Origin of the sequence: Parasedimentitalea denitrificans, assembly GCF_011813015.1 — a bacterium.
Taxonomy (GTDB): Bacteria; Pseudomonadota; Alphaproteobacteria; order Rhodobacterales; family Rhodobacteraceae; genus Parasedimentitalea; species Parasedimentitalea denitrificans.
The window spans coordinates 59,871-79,949 of sequence record NZ_QHLQ01000019.1; the positions used below are offsets into that span (position 1 = coordinate 59,871).

The following is a 20,079-nucleotide window of genomic DNA, read 5'->3' on the forward strand; positions in this document are numbered from 1 at the left end:
AATTAGACTGGATGACGTTATGAAATTACTTCGAGCAGCTTTGTTTTCCCTGCTGGCTGGGGTAATATTTCCACCGCAAATTGCCCAGGCGCAGTCAGATGATTTTCCCACGTCGGGTGATGATTACCAAGGGGAAGATAGCCACTCAGTGGAAGGTCGTTCTGATGAATTTGAGCAGGAGAAAGAAAACGGGCCTAAGTTAACTGACGCTGACGAAGTTCTTGAGCGCCTTGCAACCATTCGCGATGAGTGCCAGCCAGCCGAGCTTTATAGAATTGACTGCCTAGCCGAGCGGTTGACGACATTAGAAAAGAGCATGGATAATCTAGTCGGATATGGCGAGGCGCGGGATATTCTGAGCGATACAGCCAATCAGCTGCGCGAAATCACGCAGAACAATCTGGATCAGGACAGGCCAAGGGCGCGCTTGGAGTCTACTGATGGAAGCTTCCGCTCGAAAAGCCCTTTGTCTGCGGTATCAGCGGCCAATGAACGGCGAGCGCTGGCACAAGCAGTGGCAGTTCTGGCAGAGGCCGAAACCCGACTATTACGATCTGCCGAAAGTTCATCAAGACGAGCGGTGCAGTACCAGCAGATCGCAGCCGCACTGGGATCAAACAAGGTATTGCTGCGCTCGTAGTGACTGACCTAGAGCTTGCCTTCCGCCAGCCATTGGTCCAGCTGGCGGCGGCTGATCTCAAAGTGCATGCTATCTTCGCGCCGGAACCCGGCGCCCCAAACCCAGCCTTCATCGTTGAAAAAGTCTGCGATAATAGTCAGCCCCAACTGTGTTTTCCCATCAGTGAAATTGTCCAGCTGCCCGTCAATGTTCAGGTCAACGGCTAGCCCATAACTATGTGTCGACAGTGAGTTCTGGGTGCCGCGGATGCGGCGTACACATAGGGCGCCGGCTGTGTTGATGCGGGCATACAGGTCCGGATCGACGGACCGGATGTTCTCAAAGACCACTTTCAGGCTGGTGATAGCAGGCTGCAACATGCTGACCCGAATTGGCCCTACCTGTTCGGTGATCAACTTGGCCTTCAGATCCGGGTTGGTCATTGGCTGGCAATTATCGTTCAGGTCCTCACGTGGGCGACCAAGCTTTTCTGACAGATAAGATCCGCCTGCCACTTGCAGCCCCTGGTTCACATTTGTGCGATCAGCAATCAGAACAACCTGTGCATAATCCAAGTCTGCGCCAGGAGTTTGTGCCCAAATCTCCTGCTCGCCATCTGCGTCTGCGGTCGCCGGGGCCGACGCACCACCAACGGGAAGGCGTGCAACTTCGCTTCTTAGATCAGACAATCGCACTTGCAGGTCTTCGATTTGCTGGCGCAGCATTTCGATTTCGATCCGGGCCGTGGAATCAACCGCAGCCCCTTCAAACCCTTCTTCTGATAACGCCCATTTCAGGGCAAACCAGATGCCGGGTAACAGCATCAGGGCAACGGCTAGGATAATGGCAGGTAATACGCGCATGTGGACCTCTTACATGATTAATGCCAATTCATCTGGTTCTACCGTGCGAGTAAAGCTTTTCGTGAAAATCTGGCGGATTTCCTTACCCTTAGAAATTTCAGCGAATACGTCAAAGCCATTGGCAGGGTCTTGGCAGTGGTATAGGCTCGGACGATAACTGGTCCTTTTTTGGAGGTATGTAATGGTACGTCTCAACGTTTTATTTGTTAGCCTTCTGGTTGCTGGTCTTGGGACCGCGCCAGCCGTATTTGCGCAAGCCGCCGAAGAAATGTCCGTAGAGGAACTGACAGCGGCCTTTAAAAAGCAAAAGACCCGCGGTTTGGTTATTGTGCCAAATGCTGCCGCTGAGGCAACGACAGATACGGCCGCACAGGAAACAGCGACGGTTGCTGCCGTTGCTGCCGAAGAGTATGAGCCGGTTGAGCGTCAGGCTCAGGTCAACGTGCCGATCTCGTTTGATTTTGACAGCGCAGCACTTCGGGCTGATCAACAACCCAAGCTGGTCAAAATGTGTCAGGCAATGCAACTGCTTGATGGAACTGTTTTCCAGATTATTGGCCACACCGACAGCTCTGGCTCTGCAAATTACAATCAGCGCCTGTCCCTGCTTCGCGCACAGGAAGTTCGCCGACACTTGATTTCGGACTGCGGTATTGATGGATCCATGCTCAACGCAATTGGCATGGGTGAAACTGCCCCATTTGATGGCAATGATACCCGCGGCGATATTAATCGTCGGGTTGAATTCCAGGCTCTTGGCTAAAATTATTCGCGCGCTTAACGCCGCTGCAGATACGCCGTGGAGGGCGCTATGATGGATTCGCGCCCTGGCGATATGTTTCAGCCTGGTGACTTGCTGAACAACACCTATCGCATCGAAACCCTGCTGGGTCGTGGCGGTACTTCTGATGTTTACAAGGCTCGCTCGGAAATTTCGGGCAACCTTGTGGCGCTGAAGGTGTTAAAGCAGGAATTGGCAGGCAACGACGATTTTACAGTGCTGATGGCGCGCGAAGAAAATGTTCGCGAGATCCGCCATGACGCTGTGGTGCGCTATTCTGAAAACCACCGGACACAAGAAGGCCATATCTATCTGTTGATGGATTTTGTTGACGGTCCGGGGTTGGATAAAAAGCTGAAACAGGGGCCGATGTCAGCCGAGGATCTGCTGATCGTTGGTCGGCGCGTCGCCGAGGGCCTTGGTGCGGCCCATGCCAACAATATCGTTCACCGGGATCTTAGCCCTGACAATATCATTTTGCGTGACGGTGACCCCGCACAGGCGGTTATCATTGACTTTGGCATCGCCAAAGACACCAACCCTGGGGCGCAAACAATTGTAGGCAATGAATTTGCAGGCAAATACTCTTACGCCGCGCCCGAGCAGCTAAGTGGCGACACTGATGCCCGCTCCGATATCTATTCACTGGGTGCATTGTTGTTGGCCAATTTTCGGGGTGCGCCGCCTAACCTGGGCGCCAACCCGATGGAAGTGGTTGAAAGCAAACAAAGACCACTTGATACAACCGGTGTCCCTCAGCCCTTGAAAGGGCTGATTGAGGGCATGTGCGAACCGGACCGGAACAATCGTTTTGCCAATACTGATGAGGTGTTGGCCTATATCGATGACCCAAAACCACGTGTAAGCCCGGAATCCGAAGATGCGGCAGATGAAGCAACTGTCATTGCTTCGCCGCCAAAACGATCACCCCCAGAGACCAAACAGCCTTCTGCCCCTCAGAAAACCAAGTCAAAGGCCCCCCTGCTGGCGGTTGGTCTTATTGTGGCCGTGGCTGCTGTTGGGGTTGGCGGTTATGTTTCGGGCCTGTTTGGTGGTCTGCTGCCGGCGGACTATCCATCTGCCGACCCCTTTACCCTGATTGTTGAAAAGGATCAGAAGGGAGAGACGCAAGCAGTAGGCTTTATGCCCTCCGAAAGCTCTCGGGATGCGCTGGTCAAACTGGTGAATGATACAGATCTGACACTGGCCTCTGGCGATATCGCTGACAGTTGGGGCGAAGACGTTCTGGCCAGTTTGCAGCCCCTGTCTGTCTTGGATGACTGGCGGCTTGTTGTGTCCAACAACAAGGCCAAACTGACTGGCACCACTGATGATGTAGACGTGCTTACGCGGGTGAATTCAGTTTTCCAATCTGGTCTGCCCGGCGCACTAGAAGGCAGAGTTGACATCGCCTACGTGCCTTCGATTTTGTCTGTTGCCGACGTTCAGAATATTCTGCAAGCCCGCAGCGATTGCGGGCAGTTGTCGGCACCACGCACTGGGTCGACCAGTGGTTATGGTCCACAGGACTCGATCGTTGTGACGGGTCGGGTTGCCGATACAGCCACCCGTGTTGGGCTGTTTGACGATTTGCGCGCCATTGCGGACGATCGGAAAATTGTGCTGGATCTAGAGGTTCTGAACTCCAGTCTCTGCTTGATCGAACAGCACTTGCCCAGAGCGCCAAGTGGCGCGACCCAAGTTGCCTTTACGGTTGGTGATCGCAATGAGCCAAATCCGTCAGGGCGCTTTTTCGTTGGCGAAAACCCGGTGATCGACGTGCTGTTGCCTGCTGATATGACATCGGGCTATTTGACTGTCTCGATCCTGGATGTGTCCGGCAATGTGTTCCACTTGCTGCCGTATATCTCGCGACCTGACAACTCAATCGAGTCTCTGCGCGACGGACGTACCGGCGAGGTAAAGGTGCGGGTTGCCTTTGGCTTGGACGCAGCTTCAACAGGTGGCGGGATTGCCTTTCGGGTTGACGATAGCTCGCTTGGTAAAAGTAAGGTGCTGGTCCTGCATTCATCGGAACAACTGTTCGATGGTATGCGGCCCACCTCAGAAAGTGCCGTCGGTTTTGCCGAAGCGCTGGAAGCCAGTTTTGAGGCCGACGCAGGGCGCATCCTGTCACTGGACAGCAAGATCCTGATCACGGCACAGCCATAACGCGGTTAGCCTCTCTGGCTATCCGTTTCGCGCGTGTGATGTCGTCTGCACCAACGTTGACATAGGGGCGATCATCCTATGTGTTCCCATTTGGATATTGGCGCGCCAATCCAGAAGTCAGGACAGTAATTTCAGCCTACAGAACATCCACGACGATGGCTGAAATGTTGTCGGCGCCGCCACCAGCCAATGCCACCTGCACCAGTCGTTCCACCACCGTTTCAATCGGCGTGGTGCTTAGCATGTCTTGGAGCATGGCAAACGTGGCGTATTTGGTTAGCCCGTCTGAGCAGACAAGGAACCGGTCGCCGGACAGTGCCTCACCGCGGACTTTATCCAGTTCCAGTACGTCACCGACACCCACGGCACGGGAGATCGCATTGGACTGGGGGTGCTGCTCTGCCTCGTCCCAAGTCATTCGACCGGCCAATACATATTCCGCAACTGATGAGTGATCGGTGGTCAGCATTTCGATTTGCCCATCGCGCAAACGATAGATGCGGCTGTCGCCAGCCCACAGTCCAACAAAATGGCCATTTGCCATCATCAGCGCCACAACAGTTGCACCAATAACCCCTGCTCCGCGTTCTTCTGCTTCGGTTCGGATCAACTGATGAGCGCCTTGGATTGCATCTCTAAGCGCGTGCATTCGTGCGGTTGGATCTAGCCCTACGGGGATCATCGCCACCGCATCGGCAATGGCGCGGCTGGCAAAGTCGCCGGCCTGATGCCCGCCCATGCCATCAGCCACCAGCCAGATGTCCTGCTCGGGCAAGGCAAGAATAGTATCCTCGTTCACCTTGCGTTTCAGCCCGACATGGGTTTGCGCGGTATAGCGATAGTTGTGAAACTGACTCATATTGGTCTTGCCTCGCTCCAGATTGGGGCCGCTAGGTCAAATAATCCCAGCGCAGCATTGCCGGTAGGTAGCCCCTGACAAACCATCAGACGGGGAACCCCGTCTAAAATGGCCGTCCAAAGACTAGCGCCGCGTATTTGTCGATCCAGTAAATCACCGGCCAGCAGGTTGGGCAACGCTGCTGAGCTGCTGGCTCCTGTCATCAACATGCAGCCCTCGGCTCCGCGTACCGGAGCATGGGCGCGTTGGGTAGGCACAGGGCATCCGGCCAGATCCTGTTCCAGCTTTTCGCGTGTCATGTCGTCCTCTAGCGACGCCAGCGCGACATCCTCTAACTGTTCAAACAGTTTGTTCTCGGTTAAATGATCCAGCGAGGCCGGCCCCGGCGTCGGCAGTGCTGCCATCAACGTCAGTGGAAACCGCCGCCCAACCCGGTCAACTGACGGCATCAGGACGCCCATCACCTTTTCCGGGCCGGCCAGTCCGGGCGACAAGGTAAACCGCCAGATTGGGGCCGTCATGTAATACCCATCCCAATAGGGACCATGCGCACCCTGCCCGCTTAGCAGCAGGCCCTGCAACCATTCGTCCCAAACCCGGACAAACCCTGCTGGGGGATCCAACCGAAAGAAATCGCCGATTGAAGGTATTTTGCCGAATGCACCAAATCCCATCATGATCACATCGATTTGGGACAGCTGAACTTTGCCATGGCAGGCAAAGCAAAGGGGTTGATGACCGATCCAGACTGAAGTTCAAACAGCGCCAACCGGCCACCTACGCGGAAATTCACCCGGCGGCGGTCAGACACATTGGTGCGGCGCACTTCGGCCGAGTCGAGCAACCGGAACCAGGCCCAAGGCCCGTCCCGCGACATGGTGTTTTCACTGTCACGTTTCTTGGGCGAAAGGGTGATCCGGGCCAGACCAACGGAACCGGGCCATGTCACCGCAACAGGGGTGGGCTGACCGGACCGGTGGCCATAATTCACTTGCACACCGTCGATTTCCAACAGCACCTCTTTGGCCTTTGGGTCCAGCGCCTTGGGCGTGATCTGGAATTGCACTGCGGGTGTTGGGCCGGCGGCAAAGAACGCGTCGCGGATTTCAGCGGCGTATTGCATCTGCACCAGAACTGCCGGGCTGATCCCCAGATCCACGTCATTGACGCGCTTCCAGGTCCAGGGGCGGCTGCGGGTGTCGACGTATTTGGCCAGATTCTCGTTAAAGAAACCGTCAATCAACCCGCCGGGTGAAAACAGCTTGGCAAAATCCGCCATCGCCACATCTGCCCCTGCCCGCCGGTTGAACGGATAACGGTTGTCCAATGCCTGCGTACAGAACGGCAATACCGAAGCCTGCCAACGCGCATTGATCGACGCGCGGGTGCCCTCGGATGTGATGCCGGAGGAACCGACAGAAATCTGCGAAGCCCAACGTTGGATCGGCCCATCCGCACGGGCTGCGGATTGCTGGAACTGCAACAAAGCCTCGCCGCCGGTGGCAACACCGCTGAACGACATCTTGTTCAGCTCTTGATAGACCAGTTGCAGTGACACCATCAGATCATCCAACTGCGACGGTTGGCCCTCGGGGCGCAGAACTAAGTTGTGCAACCACTGGAACCGGTCCTGAACATAGGACCCGGGCGGTTTCGGTGGTACCCCGTCGCCTTCGCCAGTGGATGCCACCAGGGCCTCTAGCAAGATTTGACCTTGGATTGACAGGTTCGACCGTGCCTCGATCGCGGCCACTTGCGATGCCCCACCTGACAAGGCGGACGTATCAATTGCGTTGCGATCTACAGCTAGAGATGTTTCCTCGGACACCGCAGTCAGGATATTGACCATAGGCGAGGTTGGCCCCGATAGCACATTGGTCACCTCAACCGCATGGCTAAGCGATTCAAGTGGGATGATGTCCACGTCACCCAACAAGGTATCATAGCGGGTGATGTAGTCGTTGTAATACAGGTCCAGAACATCCCGGCTTAATGCGATCAGAGCGGTATTGTTTTGATCCTCTTCGGCACGCTGACCCAGAACCCAGGTTTCACGCTGGACGCGTTCAGCCACACTGACCGCTTCGGGCAAGAACACGTTGTGGAACCCGTCATAGGTAAAGATACCTTCGATCCCATCGTTCAACTGCTTGCCTGAACTGCGAACCAGCACCCGTTTAACAGACGGTCCGCCAATATCGGTCAAACGCCACTTGGGCAGGCTGGTAGCCTTGTTGGAATTAATGATGCCGTTGTAAACACGCTGCGCCAGCGGCAGTTCGGACAAGATGTTTTGCACCTGTTCGATCAGCGGCCCGTTTAGCGCAATTTCCTGCATCGGCTGGGACAGCAAGGCGGTCAAATGATCTGTCAGGTCACTGCGCAATTGCAGGCGGGCGACACCGGGATAGGCCACAAGTTCCCAGTCAAGCCGCATCCATTCTTTGATCAGGTCCTGATTCATCGGCCCTTGAAGACCCAGCATCAGATAGACCTTCAGCGCCTCGTACAGCAGGTCGGGATTGTTGATATTGCCAATGATCTGTTCTTCCAGTCGCACCAACAATCGCGGCAGCAGGCGCTGGTTCAGCGCACCACGATAGGTCTGCGCGGCCTGTGTTCCAATCACCTCGCCCTGATACAGACCATAGGTCATCTCACGTTCGGGATCTGGATCTGACAAAACCGGGTTGGCAGGCAGGTCGCGCAACAGATTCAGCGCAGCGACCACAGGGACCAGATCGGTGTCACCAATTGGGCTGGGCGGTAGCGTCGCGGCAGCGGCCTGATAAGCTGAAACCTGTTCCTCGGCCTCTTCGATCAGTTCGGCGTTTTCTAGGAACGAATTGACCCACAGACTACCGGTAAGCAGCGCAATCAGAACCGTGGCGGTAATTGCGGCTCGACGTGTCCAGCGGTACCGGCGTTCAACCTTATCGTCGGCCGACACCAGGCCAGCCTCGGGGAACATCACGCTTTCAAACAACCGGGTCAAAAAGAAAGACCGCCCGGTGCCTTGGCCTGTGCCAATGGCCTGACGACCAATGCCAAATGTCTGCGCCATGCCCAGCATCAACCGGTCAATCGGAGTGCCCTCTTGGGTGCCTGAGGTGAAATAGATACCGCGCAGCATTTGCCGCTGGTCGTACCGGTTGTCCTGAAATACCTCGTTCAAGAAATCCCGCGCGACCGTGCGCACCGAGGCCACCTGTGACGGGAACCCTGCTACCAGCGCCCGGCGCTGGTGATCAGTTTCACCCTGCATCTTTTCAAGCAGCTGCGCATTCAACTGCCCCAACAACCCGGCAAATTCCTCGTCGAAACGCGCAATCGGTGCTTCGTCTTTCTTGCCCTTGGGCAATGGCAGGGTGAACCCCCAAACCTGTTCGCGTTCTTCTTTGCCCAGAGTGTCGTGAAACTCGCTAAAGCCCGCGATCAGATCGGCCTTGGTGAACAACACATAGACCGGGAACCGCACGCCCAGACGTTCGCGCAGCTCGGACAGGCGCCGACGCACGGCCTGCGCGTGGCCTTTCTGGGTTATCTCATCCTGTTGCGACAGATCCGACAATGAGATCGCGATGATCGCGCCGTTGATTGGCTGGCGTTTGCGGTACTTTTTCAACAGCCCCAAAAAGCCGATCCAGGCGGCGTTATCTGCTTCGGCGTCGCTTTCTTGTGTGGTGTATCGTCCGGCCGTATCAATCAGAACCGCGTCATTGGTGAACCACCAATCACAGTTGCGCGTACCGCCAACACCACCTATCGCCGCCTTGCCCAGCTTTTCAGCCAATGGAAACTGAAGCCCGGAGTTGACGATCGCAGTGGTTTTACCAGCACCCGGTGGGCCGATCATCACATACCAAGGCAGCTCATTCAGATGACGTTTGCCGTTCTTGGATTTGCGAAGCTCGGTCATCGCTTGCTTGAACTTGCCACGCAGTTCGCCCAGCTCTTCGGCCAGGAAATCATCTTCGCCAGAATCCACGGACTCGGCAATTTCGTCGCTCATCTCGCGGTCTTTTTTGCGTCGGCGCCAAAAAATGAAACCAATGAGCAGCAAGAAGAACACCCAGATCAGCACCATGGTCACGATACGAGAGGTCACGCTGTCAAAGGGTCGCCATTCGTCACCACCCAGCAGGGGGCCAAAGAACCAGACGCAGGCTGAAAGCACTGCGGCAAAAATCAACATCAGCGAATAGATGGATTTGAACAGCGGAACTATATATCGCCGGATCATGTGTCACTCTCCTGGACAAGCAGTACTTCGATACGGCGATTTCTTGCGCGTCCCTCTCGGGTGCCATTATCGGCCAGGGGTTCGTTGTCGGCACGGCCTTCGGCGGACAGGCGGCTTGGGTCATCCAGCACTTTGGCCATTTCGGCCATCACTGATTTGGCGCGCGCCAGTGACAGGTGCATATTGGATGGGAACCGTGACGAACGGATCGGCACATTGTCCGAATGCCCGACCACAATAAGCTTGCCTTTTTCGGCATTTAACGACTGCGCCAACCGAATGATCCGCGCTTCGATCTCATCCTTTAGCCTGTCCGATCCTGATCCGAACATGCCTGAACCGGCCACACGAATGGTCAGCGTGTTGCCCTTTTGGAAAACCTCGATCAGGCCTTCAGCGATTTCTGGTTCCAAAAATCCGGAAACCTTGGCCACCTGGTCAACCACCTCTGGCGGCGGCGGGGGTGGCGGGGGTGGAGGTGCCGCACGTTCCAGATGGGCGGCAGGGCCAGCATCTACAATCGACAACTGACCAATCACCCGCTCTGTCTGGTTCGACAGCGCCCATGACAACCCAACAAATTGCATCCCCAACAGTAGGGCCGTAACAGTCAAAGAGATCCACACCAACCGCCAGGCAGAAAGTGCCTTGAATGGTTTTTTCAAACCTTCCCAATGGGGTGAAAGATCACGTTCAACCGGACCACGTTGCCCCCGGATGATCCGCGCCAATGCGCCCCGGATCTGCAAATGCTTCTCAGAGCCGCCCTGCTCAATTCGCAGTCGGCCCTCGAATCCCAGCGACATGCACATGTATAGGAACTCTAACATGTCGATATTGCTGCCCGGCTCTTTTTCAAGCCGTGCCAGCAGGTCATAAAACCGGTCGCCACCCACAGTTTCACGGTGGAATGTCCCGACCATGGATTGCAGCCCCCAACTGGACTGCCCACCCCATGGGGTATTCAACACAACATCGTCCAGCGTTGCGCACATGGCATAGCGAGCAATCTTGACGGTTTGAGCTGTGATGCCGGCCTGCAACGCACGGTTTTCAAACTCGCGCACCTCCGCTACCACGCTCTGGCGCAGCTTGTCAGGGTCCATGTGCTGGGCGCGGTTACGAATGCGGCTGATCAGGGCAAACAGCGTCGACGCACAGGCCGTCAACTGGTTCATTCCTGTCATAGCAACCTGGTTTGCTTTACCTACATTGGGCTTGGCAGCGGCAGGCGCAGCCGGTGTCGAAGCCTGAGGCACGCCAAACGCATCGCCACCCGCCGGTGCTGCCATCGGATCGGGTTGCGCCGCAGGTTGCTGGAACGGATCCGGAGTCGCCGCTGGACGGCGCCCACCTGGATTCGGTCTGATCACCGTCTTTTCGGTGTCAGTTGATTCCGCAAACGGGTCGTCGTTGTCGCCCATGTTCTATTCCCGTCTTAAGTGTTGCGAATGGCCCAAAGTTCCATCTTCAGCCCCGGAAACTGCCCCGAGACGTGAACAGCGATACCGCCAGATGTGGTCATCTTGCGCCAATACGGGCTGTCACCGTCCATCTCAAAATATACCACACCTGCATGATAAGGGATCTGCCGCGGTGCCACTGGCAAAGGCCGCAATGTGATCCCCGGTAGCGCCGAGTTGACCAACTGTCGGATTTCCTCGACCGGGCCAATCTTGGCCTGCCCGGCAAAATGGCGGCGTACGTCCTCGGCTGGGATGTCGGCATTCACGGCCAGTACAAAGCCGGCATTGCCCAACAGCTTGCGATCGGCAATGACGCCAACCGAAATTCCGTATTTGCGCGGGTCCAGTTTGATGGCAATCGCCGTCTGTTCCAGAACCGAGCTGAGGTATTGCCGCAGGGTTCGGATAACCGGCGCGAAACAAGCGATCAGATTGTCGTGGGTATAGGGCGGAAACTCAGGAACCTGTTTATCCGCCGCCATAAACACTGACAGTTCGCCAGCCAATGCAGCGCAGGTGACGAACAGATCTTCGGGATGCAGGTTTTCAATCTGCGCCATATGGCGAACAGTCGGAAGCATCCGGTTGACGACCATCAGCAGCATGAAATCCGAAACTTCGGCCGTACCACGGGCACTGCCCCCCTCGGCCAACCGCCCTGACAGGGCCTCCATCCGGTGCGCCAGCAATCCTTCCAATTCACGCAGGAACCCCGACAGCGCTGGCGCGGCCCGAACATCCAGACAGGAAGGGATAAAGGACTGATCCAGAATGATCTCTTTGTCCGCACGTACTTCGATTATACGGGCCACCGGTATTGACAGCCGATCCGCCAGATCATCGACCTCTAGGGCAAATTGCAGGCGCATTTTGCCAACGTCCAGTTCCACCGGCTTGCGCTCGGTGCTGGTCACGTCGCTGACCTCTTGCTTGGACGGGCGCAATCGGCTGGCAGACATTTCGGCCCCCGACAGATCCACCTCGGTCGCCCCCTGACGCCGCTGCGGGACCGTCAGATAGACAACGCAATCCTTGACCGTGGTTGGCACTTCCATTGCCGGAGGATGCGGGTCAGCCATCGGCACCCGAAACACGGTGCCATCATGGGTCAGGCCCTCGCAGCTTTTCAGCGCGAACTGTCCAACCTTTAACGCCTCATGGTCAATTTCCAGCCCGTTCACACCCCAGGCATAGGGACGCGTTCGACGCGCCAGCCCAGTGACCAGAGCCTCGGTGTAGCGATCCGACTGCTGGAAGTGATGCGGCTGCAAAAACAGCCCCTCAGTCCAAAGCACTTTGCTGTCCCAGGACACCTGGCTCTCCTCTTCTTAACTCGGGTCAACGCAACAGCGCTGATTATTGCTTTAATCTGTCCAGTTGCTGCTTATAGGCGCGCGAAAACTCGCGGCTAAACAGTTCATGAAAATCATTTTCGGCCTGATCTGATATCTCAGAATACAGGCGCTCATAGACATCCCAGTACTTGGCCTTTTTGCCTTTCAGCAGCCCACTAATGCCGCCTTGGTCCTGAATTTGGGTTTCCAGAACTTTGGGGTCCAGTCGGCCCAGAACACCTTTTAGCGCGGCTTCCATGCCCGTCATCATCGCCACTTCATGTGCCTTGATATCATCAAGCGCTTGTTCAGCAGCGGTTTCCGGGCTCAGATAGCCACGGGTGGCTGGCAGCACCATCGCCTCGATCGCCTGTTCAGGAGTGATCGAGAACTTTAACGGGTTATTGCCGCCGGCCGAGATCATCGTTTGTTCGATCCGGAATTCGGATTTGATCGACGCCCGCGTCATCAGGATTTCGCGCAGCCCAGTGACCAGAGTACGCATAACCCGCCCCATGCGGCCCATGGTGTTTCCCTGATCTTCGGGCTTGATCTCCATATCTTCAACACCCAGCCCAGTCAGGAACGCATTGATTGCCGCTGTCTGGTCGCCGTCAGCAGATACTGCCGCCGGAGCTTCTGTTTCCACAGGTGTTGCGACTGGTTGCGGGGGTGCAACGGGCGCCTCAACTGGCTTTTGCGGTGGAGGTGGGGCCACAGGTTTCGGTGTCGGGGTCGCCGTAACCTGATCAGAGGGTTCAATAAACGGGTCAACGTTAGTGGCAGGCACCGGTGCAGCAACCGGCGCTGCTGCTGGTGGAGCGGTTGGCGTTGGCGTTGGCGTTGGCGTTGGCGTTGAAACTTCGCCTATGCCGGACAAAAAGTCATCATCCCAATCGTCTGGGATCGCCGAGGTGCCCTGGGCTACCTGCGGCGCAAATGCATCCTGTGTCGAGGCACTGTGGCTCGGCAGGCTCGCGCCTTCACCCTCACGCCCGTCAGAGGTTTTTTGGAAAAACGGATCTTCGTCTTCACCCATGGGCGGCAACAAATCGTCGATTGGGTCAACCGGGTTCATTTGTGATGGCCCAGTAGGCTGCGAACCACCCAGCAGGTCATCCAGAAAATCACCACCCGGCCCTGCGTCATCAAGCAAGTCCATAGGATCAGGCGCGTTTTCGGCAATCCCGTGCGATGCCTGCCCCTGTGCGGCTGGGGCCGCGATCATATCGCCAATGTCCGCCAATTCGTCGCGGATTTCTACAACCATCTCGTAATTGCCGATGCAGAGCACATCACCATTATTCAGCGGCGTCGGTGTTCGTCCCAGCGGAATTTTTGAATAGTTCAGAAACGTCCCATTCGAGCTGAGGTCAACCACGACGACATTACCGTTGTGGTCTTCGATCACGCAGTGTGTACGCGACAGCAGCTGATCAGGATCCGGCAGCACCAGATCATTGCTGTTGCCACGACCAACCGTCAGGCTTGGACCTCGCATCGGGACCGGTGCGGAATCACCGGGAATGGTGCCCGAGCTTTGAAATTTTAGTGTCACACCCATAAGTGGCGTTATCCTCCGACCAAAACTGTGAACTCACCCTTGGCGATCATGCCGCCACAGGCTGCGTTGTCCATAATCCGGGCTGCCGGAAGGCTGCAGATCAAAACAGTTGCCGAACCTTTTATGATCGGATGCGGCGGCACTGCAGCAGCCATATCTGTCAATCGCGCGGCCGGCAACTTGCCAACCAAAACGGTCACCGCGCAGGGCGGCATGATCGGAATTGGCACCGGCAGTACGGGCGGTGGCGGAATCGAAGGCAACATGCAGGCATGTAGATCCGTCACACGTGCTTGGGGCATTCCCATGGCTTAACCTTCCTTCTCGCTACGCGTTGTCGTTGGCGGGTTGAACAGAGTCCGCTTGCCCATTTCCACCGCGCCCAATATTCACGGCACGCTCAACCAAAATCTGGCCATGCTCTTCAAACTTATCAGACAATTCCGACAAGGCCACCATATTCATGGCAAATGCCGCAGTTTCCGAGGCCCCAGCAGGCGCAGGATATTGCTTCAAATCCCCCGGTCCCAAGGTGCCGTCAGCGTACAACACAGCAAGTGCGCAATTCACGGTGTCATCATCGACATATGCATGGTCCAGTGTCATCCGCGCGGCATCACGGTTTTCATCCGTCGGATCAAATACCCAGGCCTCGGATGTGGTTAACGAAGGCGGGTCAATGTCCGATTTCGGCCCAATGTAATCGCGGGCCGCAAGACAGGCCCACCACACCCGTTCACGCGGTGGCAGCAAGATTGCAAGCAATCGCAGCAGATCCACCAGTGCGCCCTTATCACTCAACTCTTGCAACACCTGAGACGCACCCGCCGTTGGCGGTGCTTCCAGTGGTGTCTTCAGCAAAACATTGGCCCGTGACAGCAGCTTGGCCACCGGGTCAGTTGGCATTTTTACCAGGTTATCAAACGTCATCTGTCCCACCTAGTTGATCATCGTCAGACCACCCTTAAGGGTTAGCATTGCGTCCCCCTTAACGGTCGTCATTGGAGCCTTGGCTTCAACCATGGCCGTGCCTTCGACCTTGATCATTGGCCCTTTGATTGTCACCCCAGAATTATCGATCTTAATCGAGGATCCGCCGACTGTTAGCAATATTTCAATGGCTGCCGTCATCTCGATTTTGCCCGAGCTGACATCAACGGTCATGTTCCCCGTTTTGACTGTTGTCGCATCGTTGCCAGTGATCGTCTTGGTGTGCTTGCCTTCGATCGTCTGGGTCTTGTCAGTCTTAATCTCAATTTCCTGGCTACCGGTTTCGATGGTGAAATAGTGATCCCCATCAAGCAATGTCTCAGTCACATGCTGTTTCACCACCCGACTAACACAACCATCCTCGTCATGGGCGCCAGCGTCAATCTCATCCAACCCGATAGTCTCTACCGACTTGTTTTTGACTAACATCTGGTGGTCTTTTTGCGCCTGTACCCGCATCATTTCGGCGTCTTTTTTATCTTCGAACATCCATTCGTTATAGCCGCCGCCACCCTTGGACGAGTTGGTCTTGAACCCCATCTGTGTCTGGTCGTCTGGGTAATTATAGGGCGGCATGGTGTCTTTGTTGTACAACATACCCGTACAGATCGGTCGATCAGGATCGCCCTCTTCGAACTGAATGACCACCTCTTGGCCGATACGCGGCACCGCCACCATACCCCAGCCTTTGCCGGACCATGGCGTGACGACCCGTACAAAGCACGATGATTTCTCATCGCTCTCGCCTTCACGATCCCAATGGAACTGCACCTTGATTTGGCCATGTTCATTGGTCCAGATTTCGTCGCCAGCCGGACCAGTAACAATAGCCGTATGAAGCCCAGATATTTCAGGCCAAGGTGTCGTCAATGGCGCACGGTACTGCTCTTGCTTTGGAATGGCCCCAAAAGTCGATGAATAGGCGTCGCCCTTCATCTCTTCGGGGAACTCCATGTTCTTGGCTTTCAAGTCATGGCGCATTTCGCCACCGTCAGGCCGTTTTTTCTGGGCCTCACGCTCAGAGAAATCCCCGGCGACCTGCAGATAGTGCACAGTGTCGACCACCAGATATTCAGCGTTGGCATCCTTTTCCGGGTGGTTCTTCATCTTGAAGGTATAGCCGGTTGCCAGCCCCCGCACACTCGACGCACCGCGCCAGCGTTTGTGTTTTATTGCTTCGGCTTCCATTCGCACCCGCGCCTGAGTATCGCCCAGCCCGGTTTCTTTGCGGTAGTGCCCCGGATAGTCATACACTTCATAACTCTTGTGGTTATGGCTGCCCTTCTCGATCTTGTTGTTCACTTTCAAATCCGCAGATGGCGACAGAAAGTCGAAATCGTTCAGCGTGACCTTGCCCCGCGTCAAAGACTCTTCGCGGCCCCATTCCGCGATGTGATCTTTGCGCCTCCGGTCAGCGTCATCGCGCGCGTGGAATTCCACGGTTGACTCTCCACTGATCGGAGAGTGCCCGCTAACACCATCACAAAGCAGCAGTTTTTCCGGTGCGTTCTTGTCACTGGTGCTGTCAAAGTAATAGTAAATCCCTTCTTCTTCCATCAGGCGACAGATGAAATCAAAGTCGCTCTCGCGGTACTGGATGCAATATTCACGGGACTCGTAGCTACCGCTCAAACGGTCCCTGAAATCACTGAATCCATGTTCGTTGAACAGGTCCTTGATGATGTCGACCGCCGACTTGTTCTGGAAGACGCGGCAATCCTGGGTGCGCGTTAGCAACCAGAACCACGGGCGTACCTCGGCCACGTAATGGCCATATCCATCTCTCATGCCTAGGTTCTCAACCGAGATACACAAGCCAGAATACTTTTGATCCGTGCCATCATCAGTCATCACATGCAGGTTCATGGTTTGACCGACAATTTGCTCCAGTTTCACTGCTTTGTTTTTGCACTGGAACTCGACCGTTGTTTCGGTCAGCTTGCTCAGACCTTCGCGAATGATCGCACGCTTCAGCAGAAGATCAGGCGTCTTATAGCTGCCAGTCATCCAGACAATGCTATGCTCATGCGGTTTGCTTTCAGCCATGGAATCTCCTTTCACCGGGGAAAACCGGGCATACAAAATACGTTGATAAGCTATCTATAAACATCATAAATCGTCCAACAGCGCAGCGAGCTCAGCATCAAGTGCATCGTCATCGTCGCCGCCATCGTTGTCGTCACCAAATCCAGCCAGAAGATCATCCAGATCATCCAGGCCCAAGTCATCACCATCACTGCCAAGGTCTAGATCGTCTAGCCCCAAATCGTCAAGTTCATCAACTGCCGCGTCGGTTGTCGGTGCAGCGGATTTTGGATCCGGTGGCGACGGCTCTGGCGCCGGAACCCCTGACCAGGGCCCAAGAATTTCCTTGCCTGCCAGTGACAAAAATGAGGTCAAGCGGATCTCGTCCCGGCCTTTTACCGCAGAAACAGCCATGAACCCACGCTCTTGCGCCAGTGCGATTTTGTCCAGATTGATATTGCGTTCGGTACAGGGTAGCGCGACCTGATCGCCAAAGCGATCGTTGACATAATGGAACGGAATGTCGCCCAGCGACATGATCTGCCCCAACCCCATCGAGGCCCCATTTTGTTTGAAAGAACGGGCTAGCAGAATAGCAACCAACACAACCGGATTGGCCCAAAGCATCCCTCGCAGACCTTCGCTCTCAGTGAATTCCTCGAACTGGAATTCATAGATCGGTTCGCTCTTGGCCCCATATGGGCGCCGCAGCATAAAGCGTGGCGACACCAGACCCAAATGCCCAGCCTCGGTCATACCCCGCAGTGTATCCCAGGCTTTGGTCACGACTGGTGGCAGCTTGTCCTTTTCCGTTTCCAAAAACGCCGGAGAGATCGAGGCAAAGAACGGTGCATCCACATGCGCCGCAACTCGCGCAATCCGACCCAGCAATTCAGCATGGGGCGGGGTTTCTTCGAATTGGTATAGCCCGATCAGTGCCGAATACCCGCCGCGCCCGTTTTCCTCGTCCAGCGGTTCACCGGTTAGCAACCGGACAAATCCGCATTCGCTCAGGTCTTCGGTTGCCGCCAGATCTACCGCCAATTCCTCGGCCGAAATATCATAGAGCATCACATCCAGCGTATCGTCGTCTTCTACAGACCGCGCGATCAGATCCAATGACCGCCACTGCGATTCCAACGATTGGAATTCAGGGTGGTGCAGTACCATACGCATCGCATCCGACAATGCCTCGTCTACGGCTTCGGTCATTGTGGCGATATCCGGATTTGGCAGCGCCCGAATATGTGGCCCAACCACACGCGCCAGCAAATCCTGCACCGGAGAGGCCTGCGCCAGCTGGTTATCGGTGTCCCCAATCAACTGTTGGAACGCACTTAATCGACAGTCCGCAGGAACTGCATTGCCCCCAGAACGGGGCTTGGGTGGTTTCACACGGGTGCCGTGTTTTTCACCCCAGGCCCGAAGAGTTTTTGCAGCGTGATCCGCTGTAACTCCGCTTTGCAACTGTTTACGCAGCCCGACAAGTTCGGAAAACAGTTCAACATTCTCATACAGCTCATCCGGGTGCAGGTCGTCCAGCTCGCCCAGTTTCACTGTCATGCCAGCACCATCTTTGCCAATCGGCAACATCAGTTCAGTGGCAAAGCTCTCAATCACATCCTCGACAGTATCCGGGTCCAGAATAACAGCCCGGCGTGCCGCCAGATCATCGCCAGTTTCGACAATGCCTTTCGCAGCCCGCCCCGAGAAATCCCCCAGAATAGCCAGACGGAACCGCTTGCGTTCCAGTTTCTGAGGATCCGGGCGGTCGGCACTGATGGTGCCATAGGCAAATTCGGGCTCGTCATTTTGGCTGGGTTTCACAGCCCCCGCATCCTCTGTCGCCGCAGCACTATCGGCGTCACCACTGGCACTGTCGCTATCGTCCTCATCGCCCAATGCGCCCAGCAAGTCGTCCAAGTCATCGCCAACTGGTTCGCTGTCCTCACCTGCATCGTCATCCAGTGACCCCAACAGATCATCCAGATCACTGGTGTCTCCGGAGGCGTCATCATCAGTGTCGTCACCCAGCAAATCATCCAGCCCACTATCATCATCGCCGGTCAAATCGCCCAACAAGTCGTCCAACTCATTGGTCTCAGCTGTATCCTCTGCAGCATCGTCCTCAAGATCCGCGAACAAATCATCCAGATCGTCCCCGCCGTCGTCCCCAGTCAGGTCACCTAGTAGATCGTCCAGATCGTCGGTTCCGGCATCGCTATCCGGCTGATCGTCATCATCGTCTGCGACCAGATCCCCCAAAAGGTCATCCAGGCTATCTGCCTCCTCGTCTTCTTCCGACGCTGTATCGTCCAGATCGTCCAAGCCGCCCAGAATGTCGTCAATACTGTCTTCTTGCGCCTCGCCCTCGTCCGGCTCTGCCAAACTACCTAGCACGTCGGCCAGAGTATCCTCTTCGGCCTCCTCCGGATCCTCATCCAAGTCACCTAACAGTGATGCAAGATCATCAATGTCATCATCTTGTTCGGCATCATCGGAGGCATCCGTTTCAAGCGCAGCGAGTTCGCTCAGGACATCCGCACCATCATCCTCTGGCGCCTCCTCAATCTCAACCGCTGCCAAACTGCTGAGCGCGTCGTCGGAGCTAGTGTCCTCTTCCTCAACCACTTCCGTCGCAGCGAGCTCACTCAGGATATCCGACCCGTCATCCTCGGGCGTCTCGTCAATCTCCACCGCCGCCAAGCTGCTCAGCGCACCATCGGAACTGGTATCCTCTTCCTCGGCCACTTCCGTCGCAGCGAGCTCGCTCAAGATATCCGCACCGTCATCTTCAGGCGCATCGTCAATCTCGACGGCAGCCAGACTGCTCAAGGCGTCATCAGAACTGGAGTCATCTTCCTCATCCACCTCAATCGCAGCAAGGTCGCTCAGGATATCCGAACCATCATCTTCGGGCGTTTCCTCAATCTCCACCGCTGCCAGGCTGCTCAGCGCGTCATCGGAACCGGTGTCTTCTTCCTCGACCACTTCCGTCGCAGCGAGCTCGCTCAAGATATCCGCACCGTCATCCTCTGGCGTCTCGTCAATCTCAACCGCTGCCAGACTGCTCAGCGCATCGTCGGAGCTGGTGTCTTCTTCCTCGGCCACTTCCACCGCAGCGAGGTCGCTCAGAATGTCCGACCCGTCATCCTCGGACGTC

Annotated in this window: 14 protein-coding genes; 3 read left to right on the plus strand and 11 right to left on the minus strand. The window is 55.9% G+C overall.

All coding sequences use genetic code 11. The features are described from left to right. The first annotated feature begins 19 nt into the window (after window positions 1-19). Entirely contained in the window at window positions 20-640 is a 621-nt protein-coding gene (locus DL239_RS16635) for a hypothetical protein (protein WP_167685226.1), read from the plus strand. An 8-nt stretch (window positions 641-648) separates the two neighbouring features. Here DL239_RS16635 and DL239_RS16640 read toward each other — a convergent pair whose 3' ends face one another. After that, window positions 649-1,482, minus strand: a complete 834-nt coding sequence (locus tag DL239_RS16640) for a M15 family metallopeptidase (protein ID WP_167685227.1) — start codon at window positions 1,480-1,482, stop codon at window positions 649-651. A 181-nt stretch (window positions 1,483-1,663) separates the two neighbouring features. Here DL239_RS16640 and DL239_RS16645 point away from each other — a divergent pair, with 181 nt between their 5' ends. Further along, the gene (locus DL239_RS16645; protein ID WP_167685228.1) at window positions 1,664-2,245 is read left to right on the plus strand and encodes an OmpA family protein; all 582 of its coding nucleotides are present in this window, start codon (window positions 1,664-1,666) and stop codon (window positions 2,243-2,245) included. A gap of 48 nt (window positions 2,246-2,293) precedes the next feature. Beyond that, on the plus strand, window positions 2,294-4,435 hold the full coding sequence (locus tag DL239_RS16650) for a serine/threonine-protein kinase (RefSeq protein WP_167685229.1): 2,142 nt from the start codon (window positions 2,294-2,296) through the stop codon (window positions 4,433-4,435). 136 nt (window positions 4,436-4,571) lie between these two features. On the opposite strand, the gene DL239_RS16655 is transcribed toward DL239_RS16650, so the two are convergent. The 10 genes from DL239_RS16655 to DL239_RS16700 all read right to left on the minus strand — a co-directional run. After that, a complete protein-coding gene (locus DL239_RS16655) occupies window positions 4,572-5,294 on the minus strand; it encodes a PP2C family protein-serine/threonine phosphatase (protein ID WP_167685230.1) in 723 nt (240 codons plus the stop codon). Continuing rightward, a complete protein-coding gene (gene tagF / locus DL239_RS16660; RefSeq protein ID WP_167685231.1) occupies window positions 5,291-5,971 on the minus strand; it encodes a type VI secretion system-associated protein TagF in 681 nt (226 codons plus the stop codon). Before tagF ends, DL239_RS16655 begins: the two co-directional genes overlap by 4 nt. Before the next feature lie 2 nt (window positions 5,972-5,973). Continuing rightward, window positions 5,974-9,537 carry a type VI secretion system membrane subunit TssM gene (tssM, locus tag DL239_RS16665; RefSeq protein ID WP_167685232.1) on the minus strand — a complete coding sequence of 1,188 codons (3,564 nt, stop codon included), beginning with the start codon at window positions 9,535-9,537 and terminating at the stop codon, window positions 5,974-5,976. Then, window positions 9,534-10,961, minus strand: a complete 1,428-nt coding sequence (gene tssL / locus DL239_RS16670; protein WP_167685233.1) for a type VI secretion system protein TssL, long form — start codon at window positions 10,959-10,961, stop codon at window positions 9,534-9,536. The genes tssM and tssL overlap by 4 nt, the downstream gene beginning before the upstream one ends. 14 nt (window positions 10,962-10,975) lie before the next feature. Further along, window positions 10,976-12,316 carry a type VI secretion system baseplate subunit TssK gene (gene tssK / locus DL239_RS16675; RefSeq protein ID WP_167685234.1) on the minus strand — a complete coding sequence of 447 codons (1,341 nt, stop codon included), beginning with the start codon at window positions 12,314-12,316 and terminating at the stop codon, window positions 10,976-10,978. A gap of 43 nt (window positions 12,317-12,359) precedes the next feature. Beyond that, entirely contained in the window at window positions 12,360-13,901 is a 1,542-nt protein-coding gene (gene tagH, locus DL239_RS16680) for a type VI secretion system-associated FHA domain protein TagH (protein ID WP_167685235.1), read from the minus strand. Between the two features lie 8 nt (window positions 13,902-13,909). After that, a complete protein-coding gene (locus DL239_RS16685; protein WP_167685236.1) occupies window positions 13,910-14,209 on the minus strand; it encodes a PAAR domain-containing protein in 300 nt (99 codons plus the stop codon). A 19-nt stretch (window positions 14,210-14,228) separates the two neighbouring features. Then, a complete protein-coding gene (locus tag DL239_RS16690) occupies window positions 14,229-14,831 on the minus strand; it encodes a DUF6931 family protein (protein WP_167685237.1) in 603 nt (200 codons plus the stop codon). A gap of 9 nt (window positions 14,832-14,840) precedes the next feature. Then, window positions 14,841-16,937: a type VI secretion system Vgr family protein gene (locus tag DL239_RS16695; RefSeq protein WP_167685238.1), complete on the minus strand. Its 2,097-nt coding sequence runs from the start codon at window positions 16,935-16,937 to the stop codon at window positions 14,841-14,843. Between the two features lie 63 nt (window positions 16,938-17,000). Further along, a partial coding sequence (locus DL239_RS16700) for a type VI secretion system contractile sheath domain-containing protein (protein WP_167685239.1) occupies window positions 17,001-20,079 on the minus strand: 3,079 nt, incomplete at its 5' end.